20 protein-coding genes are annotated in these 16383 nt (G+C 68.5%); 5 read left to right on the top strand and 15 right to left on the bottom strand.

What is annotated here, in order from left to right:
* Nucleotides 1-10 precede the first annotated feature (10 nt).
* The 6 genes from AC1DQJ_RS09280 to AC1DQJ_RS09255 form a co-directional block, all read right to left on the bottom strand.
* Nucleotides 11-430: an acyl-CoA thioesterase gene (locus AC1DQJ_RS09280; RefSeq protein ID WP_477602479.1), complete on the bottom strand. Its 420-nt coding sequence runs from the start codon at nucleotides 428-430 to the stop codon at nucleotides 11-13.
* On the bottom strand, nucleotides 427-771 hold the full coding sequence (grxD, locus tag AC1DQJ_RS09275) for a Grx4 family monothiol glutaredoxin (protein WP_477602477.1): 345 nt from the start codon (nucleotides 769-771) through the stop codon (nucleotides 427-429). The genes AC1DQJ_RS09280 and grxD overlap by 4 nt, the downstream gene beginning before the upstream one ends.
* Before the next feature lie 74 nt (nucleotides 772-845).
* Complete coding sequence (locus tag AC1DQJ_RS09270; RefSeq protein WP_477602475.1) at nucleotides 846-1679, bottom strand: aldo/keto reductase; 834 nt, start codon at nucleotides 1677-1679, stop codon at nucleotides 846-848.
* A gap of 85 nt (nucleotides 1680-1764) precedes the next feature.
* Nucleotides 1765-1998, bottom strand: a complete 234-nt coding sequence (locus AC1DQJ_RS09265) for a BolA family protein (RefSeq protein ID WP_477602473.1) — start codon at nucleotides 1996-1998, stop codon at nucleotides 1765-1767.
* 87 nt (nucleotides 1999-2085) lie between these two features.
* Complete coding sequence (locus AC1DQJ_RS09260) at nucleotides 2086-2490, bottom strand: VOC family protein (RefSeq protein ID WP_477602471.1); 405 nt, start codon at nucleotides 2488-2490, stop codon at nucleotides 2086-2088.
* 17 nt (nucleotides 2491-2507) lie between these two features.
* Nucleotides 2508-3740 (bottom strand): serine hydrolase domain-containing protein, encoded by a 1233-nt coding sequence (locus tag AC1DQJ_RS09255; RefSeq protein WP_477602469.1) that lies wholly within the window; start codon nucleotides 3738-3740, stop codon nucleotides 2508-2510.
* 95 nt (nucleotides 3741-3835) lie between these two features.
* Between AC1DQJ_RS09255 and AC1DQJ_RS09250 the strand changes: the two genes are divergently transcribed.
* Entirely contained in the window at nucleotides 3836-4315 is a 480-nt protein-coding gene (locus tag AC1DQJ_RS09250; RefSeq protein ID WP_477602467.1) for a CinA family protein, read from the top strand.
* A gap of 112 nt (nucleotides 4316-4427) precedes the next feature.
* Here AC1DQJ_RS09250 and AC1DQJ_RS09245 read toward each other — a convergent pair whose 3' ends face one another.
* The 4 genes from AC1DQJ_RS09245 to AC1DQJ_RS09230 all read right to left on the bottom strand — a co-directional run bounded on the left by AC1DQJ_RS09245 (nucleotide 4428) and on the right by AC1DQJ_RS09230 (nucleotide 7678).
* Nucleotides 4428-4853 carry a hypothetical protein gene (locus tag AC1DQJ_RS09245; protein ID WP_477602465.1) on the bottom strand — a complete coding sequence of 142 codons (426 nt, stop codon included), beginning with the start codon at nucleotides 4851-4853 and terminating at the stop codon, nucleotides 4428-4430.
* A gap of 2 nt (nucleotides 4854-4855) precedes the next feature.
* Nucleotides 4856-7057, bottom strand: coding sequence for a phosphoribosylformylglycinamidine synthase subunit PurL (purL, locus tag AC1DQJ_RS09240; RefSeq protein WP_477602463.1), 2202 nt, complete (start codon nucleotides 7055-7057; stop codon nucleotides 4856-4858).
* Nucleotides 7058-7124: 67 nt separating this feature from the next.
* Complete coding sequence (locus tag AC1DQJ_RS09235; RefSeq protein WP_477602461.1) at nucleotides 7125-7334, bottom strand: hypothetical protein; 210 nt, start codon at nucleotides 7332-7334, stop codon at nucleotides 7125-7127.
* 74 nt (nucleotides 7335-7408) lie between these two features.
* Entirely contained in the window at nucleotides 7409-7678 is a 270-nt protein-coding gene (locus tag AC1DQJ_RS09230) for a hypothetical protein (RefSeq protein ID WP_477602459.1), read from the bottom strand.
* Nucleotides 7679-7991: 313 nt separating this feature from the next.
* Between AC1DQJ_RS09230 and AC1DQJ_RS09225 the strand changes: the two genes are divergently transcribed.
* Nucleotides 7992-8621: a helix-turn-helix transcriptional regulator gene (locus tag AC1DQJ_RS09225; RefSeq protein ID WP_477602457.1), complete on the top strand. Its 630-nt coding sequence runs from the start codon at nucleotides 7992-7994 to the stop codon at nucleotides 8619-8621.
* Nucleotides 8622-8670: 49 nt separating this feature from the next.
* On the opposite strand, the gene AC1DQJ_RS09220 is transcribed toward AC1DQJ_RS09225, so the two are convergent.
* The 3 genes from AC1DQJ_RS09220 to AC1DQJ_RS09210 form a co-directional block, all read right to left on the bottom strand.
* On the bottom strand, nucleotides 8671-9552 hold the full coding sequence (locus AC1DQJ_RS09220; protein WP_477602455.1) for a PEPxxWA-CTERM sorting domain-containing protein: 882 nt from the start codon (nucleotides 9550-9552) through the stop codon (nucleotides 8671-8673).
* A gap of 71 nt (nucleotides 9553-9623) precedes the next feature.
* Nucleotides 9624-9944 carry a DMT family transporter gene (locus AC1DQJ_RS09215; RefSeq protein ID WP_477602453.1) on the bottom strand — a complete coding sequence of 107 codons (321 nt, stop codon included), beginning with the start codon at nucleotides 9942-9944 and terminating at the stop codon, nucleotides 9624-9626.
* Between the two features lie 120 nt (nucleotides 9945-10064).
* Nucleotides 10065-12140 (bottom strand): hybrid sensor histidine kinase/response regulator, encoded by a 2076-nt coding sequence (locus tag AC1DQJ_RS09210; RefSeq protein ID WP_477602451.1) that lies wholly within the window; start codon nucleotides 12138-12140, stop codon nucleotides 10065-10067.
* A gap of 161 nt (nucleotides 12141-12301) precedes the next feature.
* Between AC1DQJ_RS09210 and AC1DQJ_RS09205 the strand changes: the two genes are divergently transcribed.
* Both AC1DQJ_RS09205 and AC1DQJ_RS09200 read left to right on the top strand, forming a co-directional pair.
* Nucleotides 12302-12712 (top strand): hypothetical protein, encoded by a 411-nt coding sequence (locus AC1DQJ_RS09205; protein ID WP_477602449.1) that lies wholly within the window; start codon nucleotides 12302-12304, stop codon nucleotides 12710-12712.
* 89 nt (nucleotides 12713-12801) lie between these two features.
* A complete protein-coding gene (locus AC1DQJ_RS09200) occupies nucleotides 12802-13545 on the top strand; it encodes a hypothetical protein (RefSeq protein WP_477602447.1) in 744 nt (247 codons plus the stop codon).
* Nucleotides 13546-13558: 13 nt separating this feature from the next.
* Here the strand turns inward: AC1DQJ_RS09200 and AC1DQJ_RS09195 are convergent, their stop codons facing one another.
* Complete coding sequence (locus tag AC1DQJ_RS09195) at nucleotides 13559-14749, bottom strand: hypothetical protein (protein WP_477602445.1); 1191 nt, start codon at nucleotides 14747-14749, stop codon at nucleotides 13559-13561.
* 195 nt (nucleotides 14750-14944) lie between these two features.
* Between AC1DQJ_RS09195 and AC1DQJ_RS09190 the strand changes: the two genes are divergently transcribed.
* Entirely contained in the window at nucleotides 14945-15430 is a 486-nt protein-coding gene (locus AC1DQJ_RS09190) for a VOC family protein (protein ID WP_477602443.1), read from the top strand.
* 93 nt (nucleotides 15431-15523) lie between these two features.
* On the opposite strand, the gene AC1DQJ_RS09185 is transcribed toward AC1DQJ_RS09190, so the two are convergent.
* The gene (locus AC1DQJ_RS09185; RefSeq protein WP_477602441.1) at nucleotides 15524-16354 is read right to left on the bottom strand and encodes an acid phosphatase; all 831 of its coding nucleotides are present in this window, start codon (nucleotides 16352-16354) and stop codon (nucleotides 15524-15526) included.
* Between the last annotated feature and the right edge of the window lie 29 nt (nucleotides 16355-16383).

Genomic DNA, 16383 nt, shown 5'->3' with positions numbered 1-16383 from the left:
TGGAACGGGCTCAGATGAAGCGTTCAACGATCTCAGGCGTGACCCGCTTGGGCCGGCCGGTGGACTGTTCGATCATGCACCAGACGGTGCGGGCCTGCGCGCACATCGCGCCGTCCGGGCCGTCGATGCGCACGAAGCGGTCGAAGCGCGGCCCTTCGGGCGCGTCGGAGACCCAGGTGCGGCCGGTGGCCGTCTCGCCCGGCATCAGGGCGCGGCGATAGTCGATCTCGTGCCGCAGCACGATCCAGGCCCACCGGGCCTGTTCGTCGTGCGGCTGGCGGGCGTTCCAGTGCGAGGTCGCCATGTCCTGAATCCAGCGAACATAGACGACGTTGTTCACATGGCCGTTGCCGTCGATGTCCGACGGCGCGGGGGTGAACTCTCGGGTGAAGACCTGTCGGCCGGCAGGCGGCTCGAGCAGTCGACTCACGCGGCCAGGACGCCCTGTTCGACCAGCAGGGTCTTCAGTTCGCCGGACTGGAACATCTCGCGGATGATGTCCGCGCCGCCGACGAATTCACCCTTCACGTAGAGCTGCGGGATGGTCGGCCAGTCGGTGTAGGACTTGATGCCATCGCGCAGGACGTCGCTCTGCAGGACGTCGACGCCGACGAAGTCCGCGCCCAGGTGATCGAGGATCTGCACGACCACCGAAGAGAAGCCGCAGCGGGGCTCTTCCGGCACGCCTTTCATGAACAGGACAACCGGGTTCTCGGTCACGGCCTTGGCGATGAACTCGTGGGAGGGATTGGCGGTCGTGGCGTCGGTCATGACTTGGGCCTTTGCGGCGAAGAATTCGCCTCAGAGCTAGGGAGCCCGGGGCTTCGGGTCAAGCACCGGGCGCGTCAGGCGCGGCGCTGGGTCGCGATCTGGCCGAACCGGGCCATCTCGATCTGGGCGGCGACGCCGGTCGGCATGTCGCGGTCGGGCACGGCGGCCATCTGCTCGATGGAGGCGGCTCGCCAGGCTTCCAGCTGGATCGTGGCGAAGGCCGGCTCGGTCAGGGCGAAGGCCAGGCAGAGCTCCTCGTGGGTCCAGCCCGGCGTGTCCTCGAGGAATCCATAGGCGCCGACGCTGGCCTGCAGCGGGTCCGGGCGCCGGCCGCCCAGCAGGCCGCGGCGCATCGGCCGCTCGGCTTCGGGGCGCACCGAGGGGGTGGCCTGCAGACCGGCCGGGAAGGGATCGCAGCCGATCAGGGTCATGTTGGCTTCGGAGGCGTCGCGAATGCGTCGCCGCGCCTGCCAATCGGAGACCAGGTTGAACGAGGTCGCCAGGACGTCGAAGACCTCGCTGGCGATGCAGCGCTCGATGGCCGGTCCGTCGCCGGCCACGCCGACCTGGAGGCAGACGCCGCTCGACTTCAGGTCGCCCAGATAGTGATGGGCGTCCGGCGTCAGGGTCTCGATCGCCGCCTCGTCCATCATCAGCAGGTCGAGATAGCCGGCGCGGGTCTTCTGCAACGCCATGCGAACGCTGTCGGCGACGTCGCGCGCGGTGATGACCCCGGCTGGGGTCCCACGCATCCGCCACCCGAGGAAGATCAGTCGCCGTTCCACGGCGCTCAGCGCCTCGCCGACGCCCAGCGCCAGGACTTCCGAACCGGCGGTGACCTCGAAGCAGTTCACGCCGCACTCCATCGCGGCGAAGGCGGTCGCCCGCCAGGCCGACGGCGAGCTCATGTTAGGAGCGTCCCGCAACAGCAGGCTTACGGCGGAAACCGCCTTTCCCGACGCGCCGAAGGGACGATAGCGCACCGGTCCCCCTTCAGCTCGGGGCGGAGGTTTCAAGGGCCAGGGCGTGCAACTCGCCGCCCACCTTGCCCTTCAGAGCGCCGTAGACCAGCTGATGTTGCTTGACCCGCGAGAGCCCAGCGAAGACGGGGGAGACGATGCGCGCGCGGTAGTGGTCACCGTCGCCGGCCAGATCGTCGATCGAGATATCGGCGTCCGGAAACGCCTCTCTCAGGTTGCTTTCCAGGTCGGCGATGGACATGGGCATGATGGCGGCTCCACTCAACGAATCTTTCTGCGTCAGAAAGCTTAACAACCGCTGGATTGGGCAGGCGGTTCGCCTGGGCGCAAGCCTTCAGATCGCGGGGGCGACCTCCTCATAGCCGCGCCCCAGAAACTGCAGCAGGCAAAAGCCGTTGCCGAAGGGGTCGGCCAGCACCGCGATGCGGCCCCAGGCGTGGGTCTCCGGCTCGGAATCGAGGGTGGCTCCGGCGGCCAGCGCACGGGCGAGGGCCGGGTCCAGGTCCTCGACCACGACGTCTAGATGCACGGGCGTCCAATGGCGCAGATAGCGGCGTGGATCCTCGCCGGCCCCGACCGAGCCTTCGGGCTTGAGCAGCAGATAGAGCCGCACCGGCAGGCCCGACAGTTCGACCCCGCCGTCGCCGAAGCGGCGGGTGACCTTGAGGTCGAAGGCGCTGGTGTAGAAGGCCTCGGCGGTGGCGAGGTCGGGGACGTCGATGTTGACGAGCAGGTCCATCGACGTCCCCTAAGTCCTCAGTCGACGATGGCGGAGTAGATCAGGCTCTTGAGCTGGCCGCGGAAATTGAAGGTTCCCGACGGCATCAGCTGGGTCATGAACACCACCGAGAGCTCTTCCTTCGGGTCGACCCAGAAGATGGTGGAGGCCGCGCCGCCCCAGTAGTAGTCGCCGGCGCCCAGCGAGCCGGTCTCCACCTGGCCCTTGGTCGAGGCGAAGCCGAGCCCGAAGCCGACGCCGTCGTTGGCGGTCTCCGAGAAGGAGCCGATCGCCATGGTCGACAGGTCCTGGCCGCCGGCCAGGTGGTTCATGTGCATCATCTCGAGCGTGCGCGGGCCGAGGACGCGGTGGCCGTCCAGTTCGCCGCCGCGGCGGAGCATCTCGCAGAAGCGCATGTAGTCGTCGGTGGTGCCGGTCAGGCCGCCGCCGCCGGACTTGAAGCCGGGATCCTGGGTGAAGGCCGAGGTGGCGGGATCGTCGATCAGCTTCAGCTTCTTGTCCGGGCCGCGCTGATAGTTGGCGCAGAACCGGTCGACCTTGTCGGGGGCGACGAAGAACGAGGTGTCCTTCATGCCGAGCGGGCCGAAGATCTCGTCCTGCAGGTACTCGGCGAACGGCTTGCCGGAGATCACCTCGACCAGGGCGCCGCAGATGTCGGTCGCCAGTGAGTACATCCAGCGCTCGCCGGGATGATAGAGCAGCGGCACCTGGGCCAGCTTGTCCAGGAAGGTCGTCATGGTGTCGGCGCCGCCGACGCTGCGGACCTTCAGGTCGCGGTAGATCTTGTCGACCGGGTGTTGGAGGCCCACGCCCGGCAGGCCGCCGCCATAGGTGAAGCCGCCGGTGTGGCAGAGCACGTCGCGGAAGGTGACCGGGCGGCGCGGCGCCTCGGTGACCATGCTCTCGCCTTCACCGGAGACCCACACGCGGTGGTTCTTCCAGGACGGGACGTAGCGGCTGACCGGGTCGGTCAGCTGGAAGTGGCCCTTTTCATAGAGGGTCATCAACGCGACCGAGGTGATCGGCTTGGTCATCGAATAGATACGGAAGATGGCGTCGTCGGCCATCGGCTTGTTGCGTTCCAGGTCCATGGACCCGAACGATTTGCGGTAGGCCAGCTGGCCGCGGCGGGCGACGGCGATCTGGGCGCCCATGATCTTCTGCGATCCGATGTAGGATCGTTCCATATGCTCGTCGATGCGCTCCAGGCGACCGGCGTCGAGCCCCGTCCACTGAGATTGGGCGTCCATAAAAATCCTCCCGAAAGAATACCGTTGGTTCTAATTGCGGGCATCATGAGCCGCGTGCGCCGGCTGGCAACGGAAAATCTGAGGGGAAGATCGGGATGCGGGCTCTAATGACGCAGGCGGCTGAACTGGGCGAGCGGCTGAAGGCGGCCAAGCATACCGTGGCGGTGGCGGAAAGCTCGTCCGGCGGGTTGATCAGCGCGGCGCTGCTGAGCGTGCCGGGGGCCTCGGCCTACTATCTGGGCGGCGGGGTGGTCTATACGCCCAAGGCGCGGGTGATGCTGATGGAGATCCCGAAGGAGGCGCTGGCGGGCATGCGCTCGTCCAGCGAGCCATACGCCATGCTGCTGGCCCGCACGGTGCGCGAGCGGTTCGGGGCGACCTGGGGCGTCTCGGAGACAGGCGCGGCGGGACCGACCGGCAATCCCTACGGCGACGCCGCGGGCCACACCTGCGTGGCGATCTCCGGCCCGATCGAATTCGTGACCACCATCGAGACCGGCTCGGACGACCGGGCCGCGAACATGGAGGCGTTCGCCGCCGCGGCCTTGGAGCTGCTCAGCAAGGCGACGGTCTAGACCCTTTCCGGTTCAGGTGGATTCACCTGAACCGGACAAAAAAAGGGTCTATCTTCAAAAGTGTAGAGCGTGACGGTCGCTTCAACCGGCTTCCACTTGAAGCTGTCAAGCTCTAGCGGCGGTCGCGCCGGAACTTGGCGGCGTCGGCGGCGAGGGACGAATAGACCGCGTCGTCGGGGTCGGCTTCGGCCTGGAAGGGCAGTTCGCCGGCCACGCCGCGCAGGGCGAGCCAGAGCTGCGGCGCGAAGTGGTCGAGCATCCGCAACGGGCGGCGCTTGTCGTCGGTGACGTCCCAGCCCTCGGCCTCGAAGGCGATCACCTGGTCGCGGGCCGGCTTGCGGTCGATGCGGTCCCAGCCCTCCGGCCGAGGCACGTCGTCGGCCTCGTCCTGGGTGATGCCGAAGAGGGCGCGCGAAAGCTCGTCGATCTCGGGATAGGTCGTGCGGGCGTCGGCGTCGGCGTAGCGCGGCTGCATCAGCGCCTTGTCCTCGAGGTCGCGGACGCCGGGAAGGTCGATGAGGCGGCGGAGCTTGGCCATCGTCAGCTGCCCATATAGGCGGGCATCCAGCCCTCGTGGGCGGTGCGCAGATCGGTCAACGGCAGGCTGAAGAGGCCCTCGACCGCCAGGTCCGAACCACCGGCCCGGCCGATCACGGCGGCCTCGACACCGGCCGCTTGCGCCGCGGCGAGGATGGGGGCGGCGTCCTTCACGGCGACCAGATAGCGGGCCTGGTCCTCGCCGAACAGCTGGGCGTGGACGTCGTCCAATTTGCGAAACACGAGGGAGAAGCCGCGCTTCGAGGCCAGCGCCATCTCGGTCGCCGCGGCGATCAAGCCTCCGTCAGAAAGATCATGACAAACAGTGACTTGGCCGGACAGGATCAGGTTTCGCACGAGGTCGCCGGTCTTGCGCTCCAGCGCCAGGTCGACCGGCGGCGGGGCGCCGGCTTCCTGGCCGAGCACCTCGCGCAGGTACATCGAGGCGCCCAGCTCGCCGACCGTCGCCCCGATCAGCACCAGGGCGTCGCCGTCCTGCATGCCGGCGAAGTCCGCGCGGCGGGCGTAGTCGGGGATCAGGCCGACAGCGCCGACCGTCGGGGTCGGCGGAATGGCCGCGCCGTTGGTCTCGTTGTAGAGCGAGACGTTGCCGCTCACGACCGGGAAGTCGAGCTCGCGGCAGGCCTGCGCCATGCCTTCGATCGCGCGGACGATCTGGCCCATGATCTCGGGCCGCTCCGGATTGCCGAAGTTGAGGTTGTCGGTGATGGCGACCGGGTCGGCGCCGACCGCGGTCAGGTTGCGCCAGGCTTCGGCGACCACCTGCTTGCCGCCCTCGTAGGGATCAGCCAGCACGTAGCGCGGGGTGCAGTCGGAGGTGACGGCCAGCGCCTTCTTCGACCCGTGCACGCGCACGATGCCAGCGTCGGCCCCGGTGGCGGAGTCCTCCAGGGTGTCGGCCATGACGTGGCGGTCGTACTGCTCCCAGAGCCAGCGCTTGGAGGCCATGTCGGGGCTCGACATCAGCTTCACCACAGCGGCGGCGTAGTCGGCCGGGGCGGCGACGTCGGCCGGAGCCAGGCGCGGCTGCAGAGCCGGGGCGACCCACGGACGGTCATAGAGCGGGGCGTCGTCGAACAGCGGCGCCAGCGGCACGTCGCAGACGACCTCGCCCTTGTGCTTCAGGACCAGGTGGCCGGTGTCGGTGGTCAGCCCGATGATGGCGGCGTCCAGGCCCCACTTCTCGAAGATGGCGTGGCCGTCGCGCTCGCGGCCGGGCTTGAGGATCGCCAGCATGCGCTCCTGGCTTTCCGACAGCATCATCTCGTAGGCGGTCATGCCCGTTTCGCGCTGCGGCACATGGTCGAGGTCGAGCTCGATGCCGACCCCGCCCTTGCCGGCCATCTCGACCGACGAGGAGGTCAGGCCGGCCGCGCCCATGTCCTGGATGGCGGCGACGGCGCCGGACGCCATCAGTTCCAGGGTGGCTTCGATCAGCAGCTTCTCGGCGAAGGGGTCGCCGACCTGCACGGTCGGGCGCTTCTCGTCCGAGGCGTCGTCGAACTCGGCCGACGCCATGGTGGCGCCGTGGATGCCGTCGCGGCCGGTCTTCGAACCGAAGTAGACGACGCTGAGCCCGGCGGCCGGAGCGGCCGAGTAGAAGATCTTGTCGGCGTCGGCCAGGCCCACGCACATGGCGTTGACCAGGATGTTGCCGTCATAGCCGCGGTGGAAGTTGGTCTCGCCGGCCACGGTGGGCACGCCCACGCAGTTGCCGTAGCCGCCGATGCCGGCGACGACGCCCGACACCAGGCGCTTGGTCTTCGGATGGCTGGGATCGCCGAAGCGCAGGGCGTTCAGCAGCGCCACGGGCCGCGCGCCCATGGTGAAGACGTCGCGCATGATGCCGCCGACGCCGGTCGCCGCGCCCTGGTAGGGCTCGATGTAGGACGGGTGGTTGTGGCTCTCCATCTTGAAGATGCAGGCCTCGCCATCGCCGATGTCGATCACCCCGGCGTTCTCGCCCGGGCCGCAGATCACCCGCGGTCCCGTGGTCGGGAACTTGCCCAGGTGGATCTTGCTGGATTTGTAGGAGCAGTGCTCGGACCACATCACCGAGAACACGCCGAGCTCAACCTCGTTGGGCTCCCGATTCAGGCGTTGCAGGATGACGTCGTATTCTTCCGACTTCAGGCCGTACTCGGCGGCGGTTTCGCGGAGGGTCTTGCCAGGCTGAGCGCTCATGGGCGCGCGTATAGCCGGACTCTCGCTCGAGGGGGAGGGGGGAGGCGGAAACTGCGGCGATCGTGTCTCAAGTCGACGGCGTAGAGTTGGCGCAGGAGAAGACCAGCTTGAAGTCGTCCTGCTCCGGGGGGCGGGGCGTCGCCAGCGTCGGCGGCGCCTCGGCGGCGACCGGGATGGGGCAGGCCGGCGTCAGCGACGCCGCCGCGTCGAGTCCCGCGCCGTGGGCTGCTTCCGAGGGCGCAAACGCGGCGACAAGAATGATGGTGCGAAGGAGCATCGGCTCGCCTTTCTGGCTGCTGTGCCGACCCGCAGCTCACGCCGCCCGTCGTGGCGGCGTGAGGGCCGTCGGGCCTAGTGCTCGGCGTGCGGATTGCAGGCGTCGCCGGGATTGAAGTCCTTCGGGTTGAGGTCGAAGAACAACATGTTGTGGCCCCAGTTCTGGACGCGGCCGACCGGGGGCAGTTCGGGGTCGTCGTTCAGCCCCGAGAACGCGCAGATCGAATTGGCGTGGTCCGGGGCCGCCGTCGATTTGCTGCTGCCGGTGATTTCGCCGGCCAGGACCGGAGTGACGACGAAACCGGCGATCGTTGCGCCGATCGCGATTAACGAAATAAATTTCATGCTCTTAATTCCCGCTAATCTGGTCGGCGGCCATTCGCCGAAGAACACAGGAAGAAACCGATCAGTCTCTGGCGTCATCCCGCAATTGCGGGATGCTCAATGTGTATTGCGACTATGTATCCGTGTACCTGCTTGCGGCTTAGCTTGGCAGGCGTACATTCTGAGTGAGTTGGTCGCGAGCGTCGGCATTCACCTAAGAGGGGCTTAGCGCATGGTTGAGGGGGAAGGACACCGATCCTGGGCGCCGGTCGCGCCCCCGCGCACGCCGCTGGACCCGTTGTTTTTGCTTGAGCCGATCGAGGCGAGATCCTTCATGCCCGCAGAACGCGGCGTGCAGCGCGCGGAGGCGAGCGGACCGCCGATCGTCATTGGCGGTCCGCTCGGCGCCCTTGGCATTGCCGCTTTCGTCTGCGACGGCCTAGCCAAGGTCAGGGCGTTGACGCCGGGCGCGGCCTCGGCGCTGGCGGTCGGACGGATCCGACTGGTCGATGGCAGGCTGCGGGCGCCGCGGAACTATGATGCGAGCGAAATGGAGACGGCCATCGCAGCCGCGGCCTGTCGCGATCTGGCGGCCACACAGGGCGAGACGGTGGTGAACCGCAATCACCGCGAACCGGCCGCGGTGCAGGTGGTCGACGTCATCAGCCTGCCCCGCGCGCCGCCCCCATCAGGGTTCGAGCCGCGGGCTATCGTCGTGCTGCGCGGCGGCGAACCGAGCTGGCAGGGCCTGGAGAAGGTGCTCACCCGCGCCTTCGGCCTCACTGCAGCGGAGGCTCAAGTGGCGGCGCGCATGGCGCTCGGCGTCCCGCGCGTGCAAATCGCCGCCGAGCGTGGCGCCTCTCTTCAAACCGTGCGCAGCCAGATCAAGAGCATCTTCGCCAAGTTGAACGTGACCCGCGAACGCGAATTGGTGTCGATGCTGGCAAGGCTCGCCCAGCGTTGAACCGTCGCCAGGATCGCCGGAGCGACGGCGCATCGCCCGATGGTCGCCTCTAGGCCAAGAGGCGCGCGCCTCGCGCTCGAAGTGTCGTCCCGACCAGCCCGAAACCGACGATCAGCATGGCCCAGATCGAGGGCTCCGGCACGGCAAGCGACACATTGCTGAGATAGCGCGACGCGAGGGCGACCTGATCGTCGCTCATCTCTGACGAGAAGCCGATGCTGAAGGTGTGCAAGGCGTCTGTGAGCCCCGGTTGGGACTGGAAAGTCAGCAGCCGAACGACGACGAAGAACTCCTGGCCGGGGGCCACATGGATGAAGCCGTCGCCAGCCCCACACATGCCGGAAGCGGTGTCGAACGTCGTGGAGCTGGCCAGCCGCCCGGGGTTGAGCACGGAGATAGCGCCGGTTCCGGAAGCGCAGCCCGTGGTGAAGAGACCGTCGGACGTGGAGCCGCTCCAAAGGCTGGCGACGGCCTCGTCGCGAACGCTTGAGTCCAGGACCGCCATGGTTGGCGTCACGAACCCGAAGTTGGTGGTGCGGTCGAAGTCCACGGAGCCGGTGAACCTGAGCAGCAGCTCTTGGTCGCCGGTGTTCGTAAAGCCCTGGAAGGCCGTGACAAACGCAGTGCTGGTGGCGGCGCCCTCAACCGTTGAAGCGGCGCCGAGGATTGGGAAGCCCAAGTTGCTGCTCGGCGTCGCATAGAGTTGGGCGCTGCCCTTGCCGTCGACGGCGATGCTGATGTCCGCGTTGTAGTTGGCGGCATAGGTGTTCTGCAGCGCGAGTTCGGCCTGCGAGCAGGATCCCGGCTGGCAGTCTCGGATCGCGGCAAAGCCCCAACTCCAAGGCAAGAGCTCGACGGCTTCTGCCGGAGCACCGTAGCCGACAGACAAAGCGACAGTCGCAGCCGCCGCGCACAGGGTTTGCTTCAGCATGGTCAGGCCTTTTTCAGATAACCATGTTCATTGAGCATCAGCGCTGGCGTGAGTCAAAGCAGGCGCTTCGCTCAGCCCTGCGTCGCGGCTTTCATGCCGACGACGCCAATAACGATCAGGCCCATGAAGCCGATCTGCATCGGCGAGAGCCGCTCGCCGAACAGCAGGGCGCCGCAAACCCCGACGCCGACCGCGCCGAGGCCGGTCCAGATGGCGTAGGCGGCGCCGGCCGGCAGGCCGCGCATCGCTAGGGCCAGCAGGCCCATGTTCACGAAGCTGAGCGCAATCGGCACGCTGGCGGCCTGCCAGGTGGCCTGGACCCCGGCCCACTTGAGGCTGAGCGCCCAGATGACTTCGGTGAAGACGGCGATACCAAGGGCGAGCCACGCCATGGGATTTCTCCTGCATGCGGGCTCGAGCGACGCGCGGCGGCCGGAAACCCGTAAGAGGCCGTTGCGCATGGGATAGGCGGCGGGTCTTACAGGAACGCCCCTGCCGGGCCAACCTGCTGCTCACTCAGCGGCGGGGACGTGTTCCAAGGGTTCGGCCTCCAAGGCCTGGGCGACGGCGGCGATCAGCTCGTCGCGGTCGATCGGCTTGGCCACGTGATTGCTCATCCCCGCCGCGCGGCAGCGCGCGACCTGTTCGGGCAGGACGTCGGCGCTGAGGGCGATGATCGGCACCGCGCCGACCGGGTGGGGCAGGGCGCGGATGGCGCGGGTGGCGGCCAGGCCGTCCATGACCGGCATGTGCACGTCCATCAGGATCAGGTCGTAGCCGCCGTGCTCGGCGGCGGCGAGCGCCTCGGCTCCGTCCCGCGCCGTTGCGACCTCGCAGCCGGCCAGGGTGAGGATCGCCTCGCCCAGCTCGCGATTGAGCGGATGGTCGTCGACCAGCAGCACGCGCGGCGCGGCTGCGGCTTGGGGCATGGCGGCGTCTCTTGCCGCCGAGACGGCCGGTTCGACGGCCTGGGCGGTTGCGGCGGTCAGCTCGATCCAGAAGGTGGAGCCGCGGCCCGGCGCGCTCTCGACGCCGATCCGCCCGCCCATCTGGGTGACCAGGGCGCGGCTGATGGCCAGGCCCAGGCCGGTTCCGCCATAGCTGCGGCTGATCGAGGTGTCGGCCTGGGTGAAGCGCTGGAAGAGCTGGGCTTGGACCTCCGGCGCGATGCCGATGCCGGTGTCGGCGACCTCAAAACGCAGCGCGCTCGCTGCCGGCCCGACGGTGAGCCGGGCGACGACCTCGCCCTCGGCGGTGAATTTTACGGCGTTGGCGAGCAGGTTCAGCAGCACCTGCCGCAGCCGCGCGGCGTCGAGCTGGAAGAGTTCCTCGCCCGCTTGGTCGACTCGGACCTGAAGCGCCAAACCCTTGGCGGAGGCTGACGACGCGACAATGGCGGCGGCGTCGCGCAGCGCTGTGGAGGGCGAGGCCGGGGCGAGATTGAGCTGCAGGGCGCCGGCCTCGACCTTGGCGAAGTCGAGAAGGTCGCCGACGATCTCGGCCAGCGACCGGCCCGCGCTGCCCACCAGTTCCAACCGGCGACGGTTCTCGGACGAGAGTTCGGCCTCGTCCGCGACCAGGGCGGCGAAGCCGAGGATGCTGTTCAGCGGTGTGCGGATCTCATGGCTGATGGTGGCCAGGAAGTCGGACTTGGCCTGACTGGCGGCCTGGGCGCGTTCCTGGGCGGCTCGGGCGGCGGCGTTGCGATGGACGAGCAGGGCCTGCAGACGCGACTGCCGGCTGAGCGTCAGCGCCGAGGCCATGCAGACGCCGTAGAGCACCATGTGGATCAACTCGGCGTAGCGCAGCGGCGGCAGGGCGGTTTCGACGTTGAGGCCGGTCTTGTACAGCACCGCCGGTATCGTGGCCGCCAGCGAGGCCGGAATCATCAAGGCGGCGGCGCGGGGGCCGCCTCGAAAGACGCCGAGCAGGGCCGGCGCGCACAGCAGCACCTGCAGCGCCGGGTCGATCAGGAAAATCGCCGCGGCGCTGGCCGCGGTCAGGATCGTCGAGAGGGCAATCTCGGACACGGAAGCCGGAAAGCTGTCGCGGTGCCGAGGGTCGAAGAGGATCAGCAGCGTCGGGAGGACGATCGCCACGCCCAGCACATTGGAGGTGATCCAGCCGTTCCAGCCGGTCCAGAACGGGTGGCCGGCCCACAGGCTGAGAACGCCGTTGACGAGGATATTGGTCGCAGCGGCGATGGTGCTGGACACCATGACGATGGTCAGGAACCCGCGCATGTCGCGCACGCGGATCGGGGTGCGCAGGAACTTCATCAGCTCCGCGCCGGCATAGACCTGAGCAAGGTCGAGAAGGGAAATCGCCAGCGTGAAGGGCAGCGGATCGCCGCCCAGCAGTCCGAGGGCCACGTGCAGGACCAATGCGGTCGCCAGCAGGAACGCGCCGTGGCGTCGGCTGAGCAGCAGCAAGCCGGCCACGATCACCGCGTTGGCGGTCCAGATGGTGGGAATGGCGTGGGTGGCCCCTGACAGGAACAGGCCATGGGCCAAGGCGGCCGCATAGACCGCCGTCAGAATCGCCAGCCGCCGCCAGCCGGCCCAGTCGCGTCCTCGACGCTGTCCCAAGCAGCCTTCCTCCCCACCCTTGAAGCGAACATGGACGTCGATCCGTGCGGTTTTGGTTAAGGCGCGGGTTTGTCGCCGCCTGCTCGCCGTGCCTAAACTCCCGGTCGAGGAGCAGCGGTGCACACGCCGCGGCTCAGGCTCGGGCGCAGGGGCTGGCGACGATGAACGGGATCACGCGAGTAGCCGGAGCGGCGTTCGTCTATTTCTGCACCCTGTTCACGACGCTCGGCATATCCCGCCTGGCGCGCGACGTGCTGGAACTGGCCGGCATCGAAGGCAAGCCGAGCCAGATCGTCGGCGCCCTGCTGGTGGCGTTCCTGCTGCTGCCGTGCGCCGGGTTCGCAGTCCGCACCTTCAGCGTCGCGCCCTCCACGCTGCAGAGGCTTGCAGTCGGATTTGGGGCTACCGCACTGATCTTCGCGGTGGGCGCGGTCGAGGTGACCTTCTTCCGGCGCTTCTTCGCTGCGGAGCTTCACCAGCCTGCGGATCGCTTTCTGGCCTATCTGACGGTGGGGCTGCTGTTCTACGCCGCGCTGCTTCCTCTGCTTCGCGAGCGCCACCATACCGGCTAACTGAAGCTGCAACGGGCGAGTCGGCTTTGACCGGCGCCCCAATGTGGACATCCTGGCGGGCCTAGCTCGCGCCCATGTGGAACTCGCCGATGCGTCAGCCGATTGCGGCGGTGCTCGCCGTCGCGATGCTCGTGACCGCCGCCGCCGCCCACGCTCAGAACTCCCCGGCCGCCCAACAGGTCCTCGACCGGGCCAGGTCCGCTTCCGGCGGCTCGGCCGGTTGGAACGCCCTGCGCGGCGTCCATGAGGTCGGGGAGGAAGACGGCCAGGCCTTCGAGCGCTGGCTCGACCCCTTGCGCTACGGGATGCGTGTGGAGACGCCGGCGCCCGGCGGCGGGGAGCTGGTGCAGGCCTATAACGGCGCGGCCGAGTGGCGCGTGCTGGCGGGCGGGGTGCTGACCGGCTCCGACCAGGGCGAATTCGTCGCCAAGGTGCGGTCGGAAGCCTTCTTCGGCGTCTATGGCTTCTACTATCCGAGCCGCTACGACCTTCGCAGCAGTCACCTTGGCGTGCGTGAACGCGGCGGCCGCTCGTTCGATGTGCTGCGGGTGCAGCCGGCCGGCGGCGTCCCGCGCGAGCTTTGGTTCGATCGCCGGACCGGTCTGCTCGGCGTGATGGTCGAGACCGTCAACGGGGAGCAGGTGACCACCGAGTTGTCGGACTATCGCAAGGTCGGGCCGGTCACCGCGCCATTCAAGCTGACCGTCTACGGACACGGGGCGGGCGAGCCGCGAGTGAGGGTGCTGAAGAACGTCGACTTCCGGCCGGTCAGCCGCGATCTCTTCAGCCTGCCGCCACCCAAGTCGGCGACGCCCGCCAAGCGGCCCCGCTGACCGCCGGCGCGGGTCAGAACAGCAGCGCCTTCACCTCCGACAGGATCACGCTGGCCGGCATCGAGATGAGAGCCGCCGGCACGAACGGCGCCAAGGTGAAGCCGACCAGGATCAGAATGCTGCGCGGGTCCACAGGCAGGAAGCGCATCGAATTGACGTTGCCGACGACCTGGTAGAGGTCGGTCGTCGCTGAGAAGTCGGGCTCCGCCAACATGGGGCGCGGCTGTGGGCCGGGCGGGCCGAGCCAGGCGTTTTCCAGCTGCAGGCCGATCTGGGTGGCCAGCCGTCCGTACGCCATACCCCCTTTGCGCCAGGCGCGCGCCAACGGGATTGCAAAGACTGCCAGGGGGCCCACGGCCAGCAGCAGAACGACCCCCACGGTGCCGCCGAGCAGCAGGCCGTTGGTGAACGGATTGGCCAATCCGTGCATGTACACGTAGGCGAAACGGCCGGCGACGATCCCGCCGAGGCCGATTCCCACAGCAGCGAAGGCCCGGACCGATTGAGCCAGGAAGCCTAGGCCGCCGGCCTGATCGGGGTGGGAAGCGATCAGTTGCAGGTCGAGCCGAGAGACTTGGCCCAGGAACCAGGCCCAGTTCGCGATGCGCCACGCCCAGCCAAGCAGCAGGATCATCAGCAGCGGAACACTCACCATCGCATGCCACCATCCGGCGGCCGTGAGATCGACGCCGTTCGCATCTGTCTGCCAAGCCGACAAGCGCAAGGCTTCGCCTTCGGTATTGAGCGCCGTGAAGGCCAGCAGGTAGGTGGCGATGAAGACCAGGGCTTCGGCCCACAGGGACCGCACGCGCCGCCGCGTCGCCTCCAAGGCGGCCGCCATCCGGCGCTGGTCATGCTCGTTCAGTAGTCCGGCGACGAGGAAGTGGTGGGCGATCGCGCCGAGACGTCGCGCGCAGAGCGCATGGGCGAGCACCAGGGCCGGCGCCGCGAACGCGTAGCGTGCGTGAACCCCGATGTCCCTGCCGAAGGTCGGCAAGACCTGGGGGCGGCCGGTCAGCGCATCCAGCAGGACCAGCGCCGCCAGGGGCGCCCAGGCGATGCCGATCACCAGCAGTAGCCGAACGAAGGCGTTAGGGCAGAGCGGCGAGGGCAGGCGGGCGAGCGCGGTGAGCCGGCGGGGGGGACCGCCTTCGAAGATGCCTTCCACGTTGTCCAAAGCGGTCGTGGAAGGCTGCGCCGTCATGGCCGTCGTCCTGTTGGGGGCGGCTGAAGCTTGGGCGCTCGGCAAGGGACTGGGCAATCAGGCGTTTCACGGAGGGGGCAGAGCCAGTGTCGGATTGGCGAGGGCGCGTTCGTCCTTTGAACGCCGCTGGCTTTCGGCCGGCGTCAGCCCTCTAAATCAGCGGGCCGCGCGCGCGCCCAATGGAAGGACGACGACATGCAGAAGATCCATCCGTTCCTGTGGTTCGACGGACAGGCCCACGAGGCCGCCGAGCTCTACTGCTCGCTGTTCCCCAACTCGAAGATCCTGTCGGTGGTGCGCTATCCGGCAGGCTCGCCGGGCGGCATGGCGGGCCAGGTCATGACGGTCGAGTTCGAGCTCGACGGGGTGAGGTTCTCGGCCCTGAACGGCGGGCCGAACTTCAAGTTCACCGAGGCGGTGTCCTTCGTCATCGATTGCGAGGACCAGGCCGAGGTCGACCGCTACTGGGACGGGCTGATCGCCGGCGGCGGCTCCCCCAGCCAGTGCGCCTGGCTGAAGGACCGGTTCGGCGTCTCCTGGCAGGTCGTGCCCAAGGCGCTGCCGCGGCTGATGAGCGACTCCGATCCGGCCAAGGCGCAGCGCGTGGTCCAGGCCATGCTCAAGATGAGCAAGATCGTCGTCGCCGACCTCGAGGCCGCCTACGCCGGCGAGACCGTGTGAGCGTGACAGCCGCAAGTGGGCGCCGGTTGCGGCGCCCGTCACGCTCCACTCTCTAAGCAAGACCGGTTCAGACGCTTCCGTCTGAACCGGGGGCTAGCCGGAGGCCAGGGCGGCGGCCTCGGCGGCGCAGTCGCGGGTCGGCTTGTGGCCGGCGGCGCGGGCGGCGGTGAGCTCGGCCCGGGCCGCCTCCACGTCGGCGAGGAAATCCGCATTGCCTTGCAGCTTGGCGACCGTGGCCGAGCCCATCATGCGGCCCTCCTCGGTGTCGCTGGTCCAGTGGACGTTGCAGACCACCCGGCTCTGGGTGAAGGCGCGGCCGCGCGACAGGATGGCGTCGGCCCGGTCCGGCGCGACCTGGGTCAGGATCAGCGCCCAGCCCCAGCCGATGGCGCTGTGGCCCGAGGGATAGGAGCCGTCCTTGCGCAGGGCCGCTTCCTCCGCCGGCGTGCAGATCGGTGTGTTGCTGACCGTGAACGGCCGCGCGCGCTGATACTTGTTCTTGGTCGGATAGGTCGAAAGACCGCTGTCCGCCAGGGTCCGCCGCAGCAGGGTGTAGAGCCGTGGCGTGGTCTCGGGGCTGATCTTCACGTCGAGCGGGCAGGAGAAGGTCTCCGCCGCGGCCGGGAACTTCAGGTCGGCGTCCTGGATCGCAACGTTCCAGCGCGGCGTCCCCTGAATGGCGACGGCGGCCTTGGCGGCGGCGTCGTCGCGGGCCTGCGCCGCGGAGCCGGGCGCGGGCGGCGGCGGGACGATCGCCAGGCTGTTGGGCGCGCCGCCCATCGGCAGGTAGCCGGCCAGCACGCCGGGGCGGAGCTCCGGGATCGGCTTGGCGGCCTGCGCCTGCGGCTGAGGCTTGCTAGGCGCGGTCGCCGCGCATCCTGCAGTCAGCGCCGCCAGCGCCAAGGTCCATCCCAGTCTGGCCATGCCAGGTCCTCCCACCAATTTTACTCACG

Source organism: Phenylobacterium sp. P4_E10 (assembly GCF_056401675.1).
This window is presented reverse-complemented; position numbering and strand designations above follow the sequence as displayed.

Bases quoted from the DNA above. Each gene is read 5' to 3' on its own strand.
- grxD (WP_477602477.1), bottom strand. From the start codon at position 771: ATGACCGACGCCACGACCGCCAATCCCTCCCACGAGTTCATCGCCAAG.
- AC1DQJ_RS09270 (WP_477602475.1), bottom strand. From the start codon at position 1,679: ATGAGCTCGCCGTCGGCCTGGCGGGCGACCGCCTTCGCCGCGATGGAG.
- AC1DQJ_RS09265 (WP_477602473.1), bottom strand. From the start codon at position 1,998: ATGCCCATGTCCATCGCCGACCTGGAAAGCAACCTGAGAGAGGCGTTT.
- AC1DQJ_RS09260 (WP_477602471.1), bottom strand. From the start codon at position 2,490: ATGGACCTGCTCGTCAACATCGACGTCCCCGACCTCGCCACCGCCGAG.
- AC1DQJ_RS09255 (WP_477602469.1), bottom strand. From the start codon at position 3,740: ATGGACGCCCAATCTCAGTGGACGGGGCTCGACGCCGGTCGCCTGGAG.
- AC1DQJ_RS09250 (WP_477602467.1), top strand. From the start codon at position 3,836: ATGCGGGCTCTAATGACGCAGGCGGCTGAACTGGGCGAGCGGCTGAAG.
- AC1DQJ_RS09245 (WP_477602465.1), bottom strand. From the start codon at position 4,853: ATGGCCAAGCTCCGCCGCCTCATCGACCTTCCCGGCGTCCGCGACCTC.
- purL (WP_477602463.1), bottom strand. From the start codon at position 7,057: ATGAGCGCTCAGCCTGGCAAGACCCTCCGCGAAACCGCCGCCGAGTAC.
- AC1DQJ_RS09235 (WP_477602461.1), bottom strand. From the start codon at position 7,334: ATGCTCCTTCGCACCATCATTCTTGTCGCCGCGTTTGCGCCCTCGGAA.
- AC1DQJ_RS09230 (WP_477602459.1), bottom strand. From the start codon at position 7,678: ATGAAATTTATTTCGTTAATCGCGATCGGCGCAACGATCGCCGGTTTC.
- AC1DQJ_RS09225 (WP_477602457.1), top strand. From the start codon at position 7,992: ATGCCCGCAGAACGCGGCGTGCAGCGCGCGGAGGCGAGCGGACCGCCG.
- AC1DQJ_RS09220 (WP_477602455.1), bottom strand. From the start codon at position 9,552: ATGCTGAAGCAAACCCTGTGCGCGGCGGCTGCGACTGTCGCTTTGTCT.
- AC1DQJ_RS09215 (WP_477602453.1), bottom strand. From the start codon at position 9,944: ATGGCGTGGCTCGCCCTTGGTATCGCCGTCTTCACCGAAGTCATCTGG.
- AC1DQJ_RS09205 (WP_477602449.1), top strand. From the start codon at position 12,302: ATGAACGGGATCACGCGAGTAGCCGGAGCGGCGTTCGTCTATTTCTGC.
- AC1DQJ_RS09200 (WP_477602447.1), top strand. From the start codon at position 12,802: ATGCGTCAGCCGATTGCGGCGGTGCTCGCCGTCGCGATGCTCGTGACC.
- AC1DQJ_RS09195 (WP_477602445.1), bottom strand. From the start codon at position 14,749: ATGACGGCGCAGCCTTCCACGACCGCTTTGGACAACGTGGAAGGCATC.
- AC1DQJ_RS09190 (WP_477602443.1), top strand. From the start codon at position 14,945: ATGCAGAAGATCCATCCGTTCCTGTGGTTCGACGGACAGGCCCACGAG.
- AC1DQJ_RS09185 (WP_477602441.1), bottom strand. From the start codon at position 16,354: ATGGCCAGACTGGGATGGACCTTGGCGCTGGCGGCGCTGACTGCAGGA.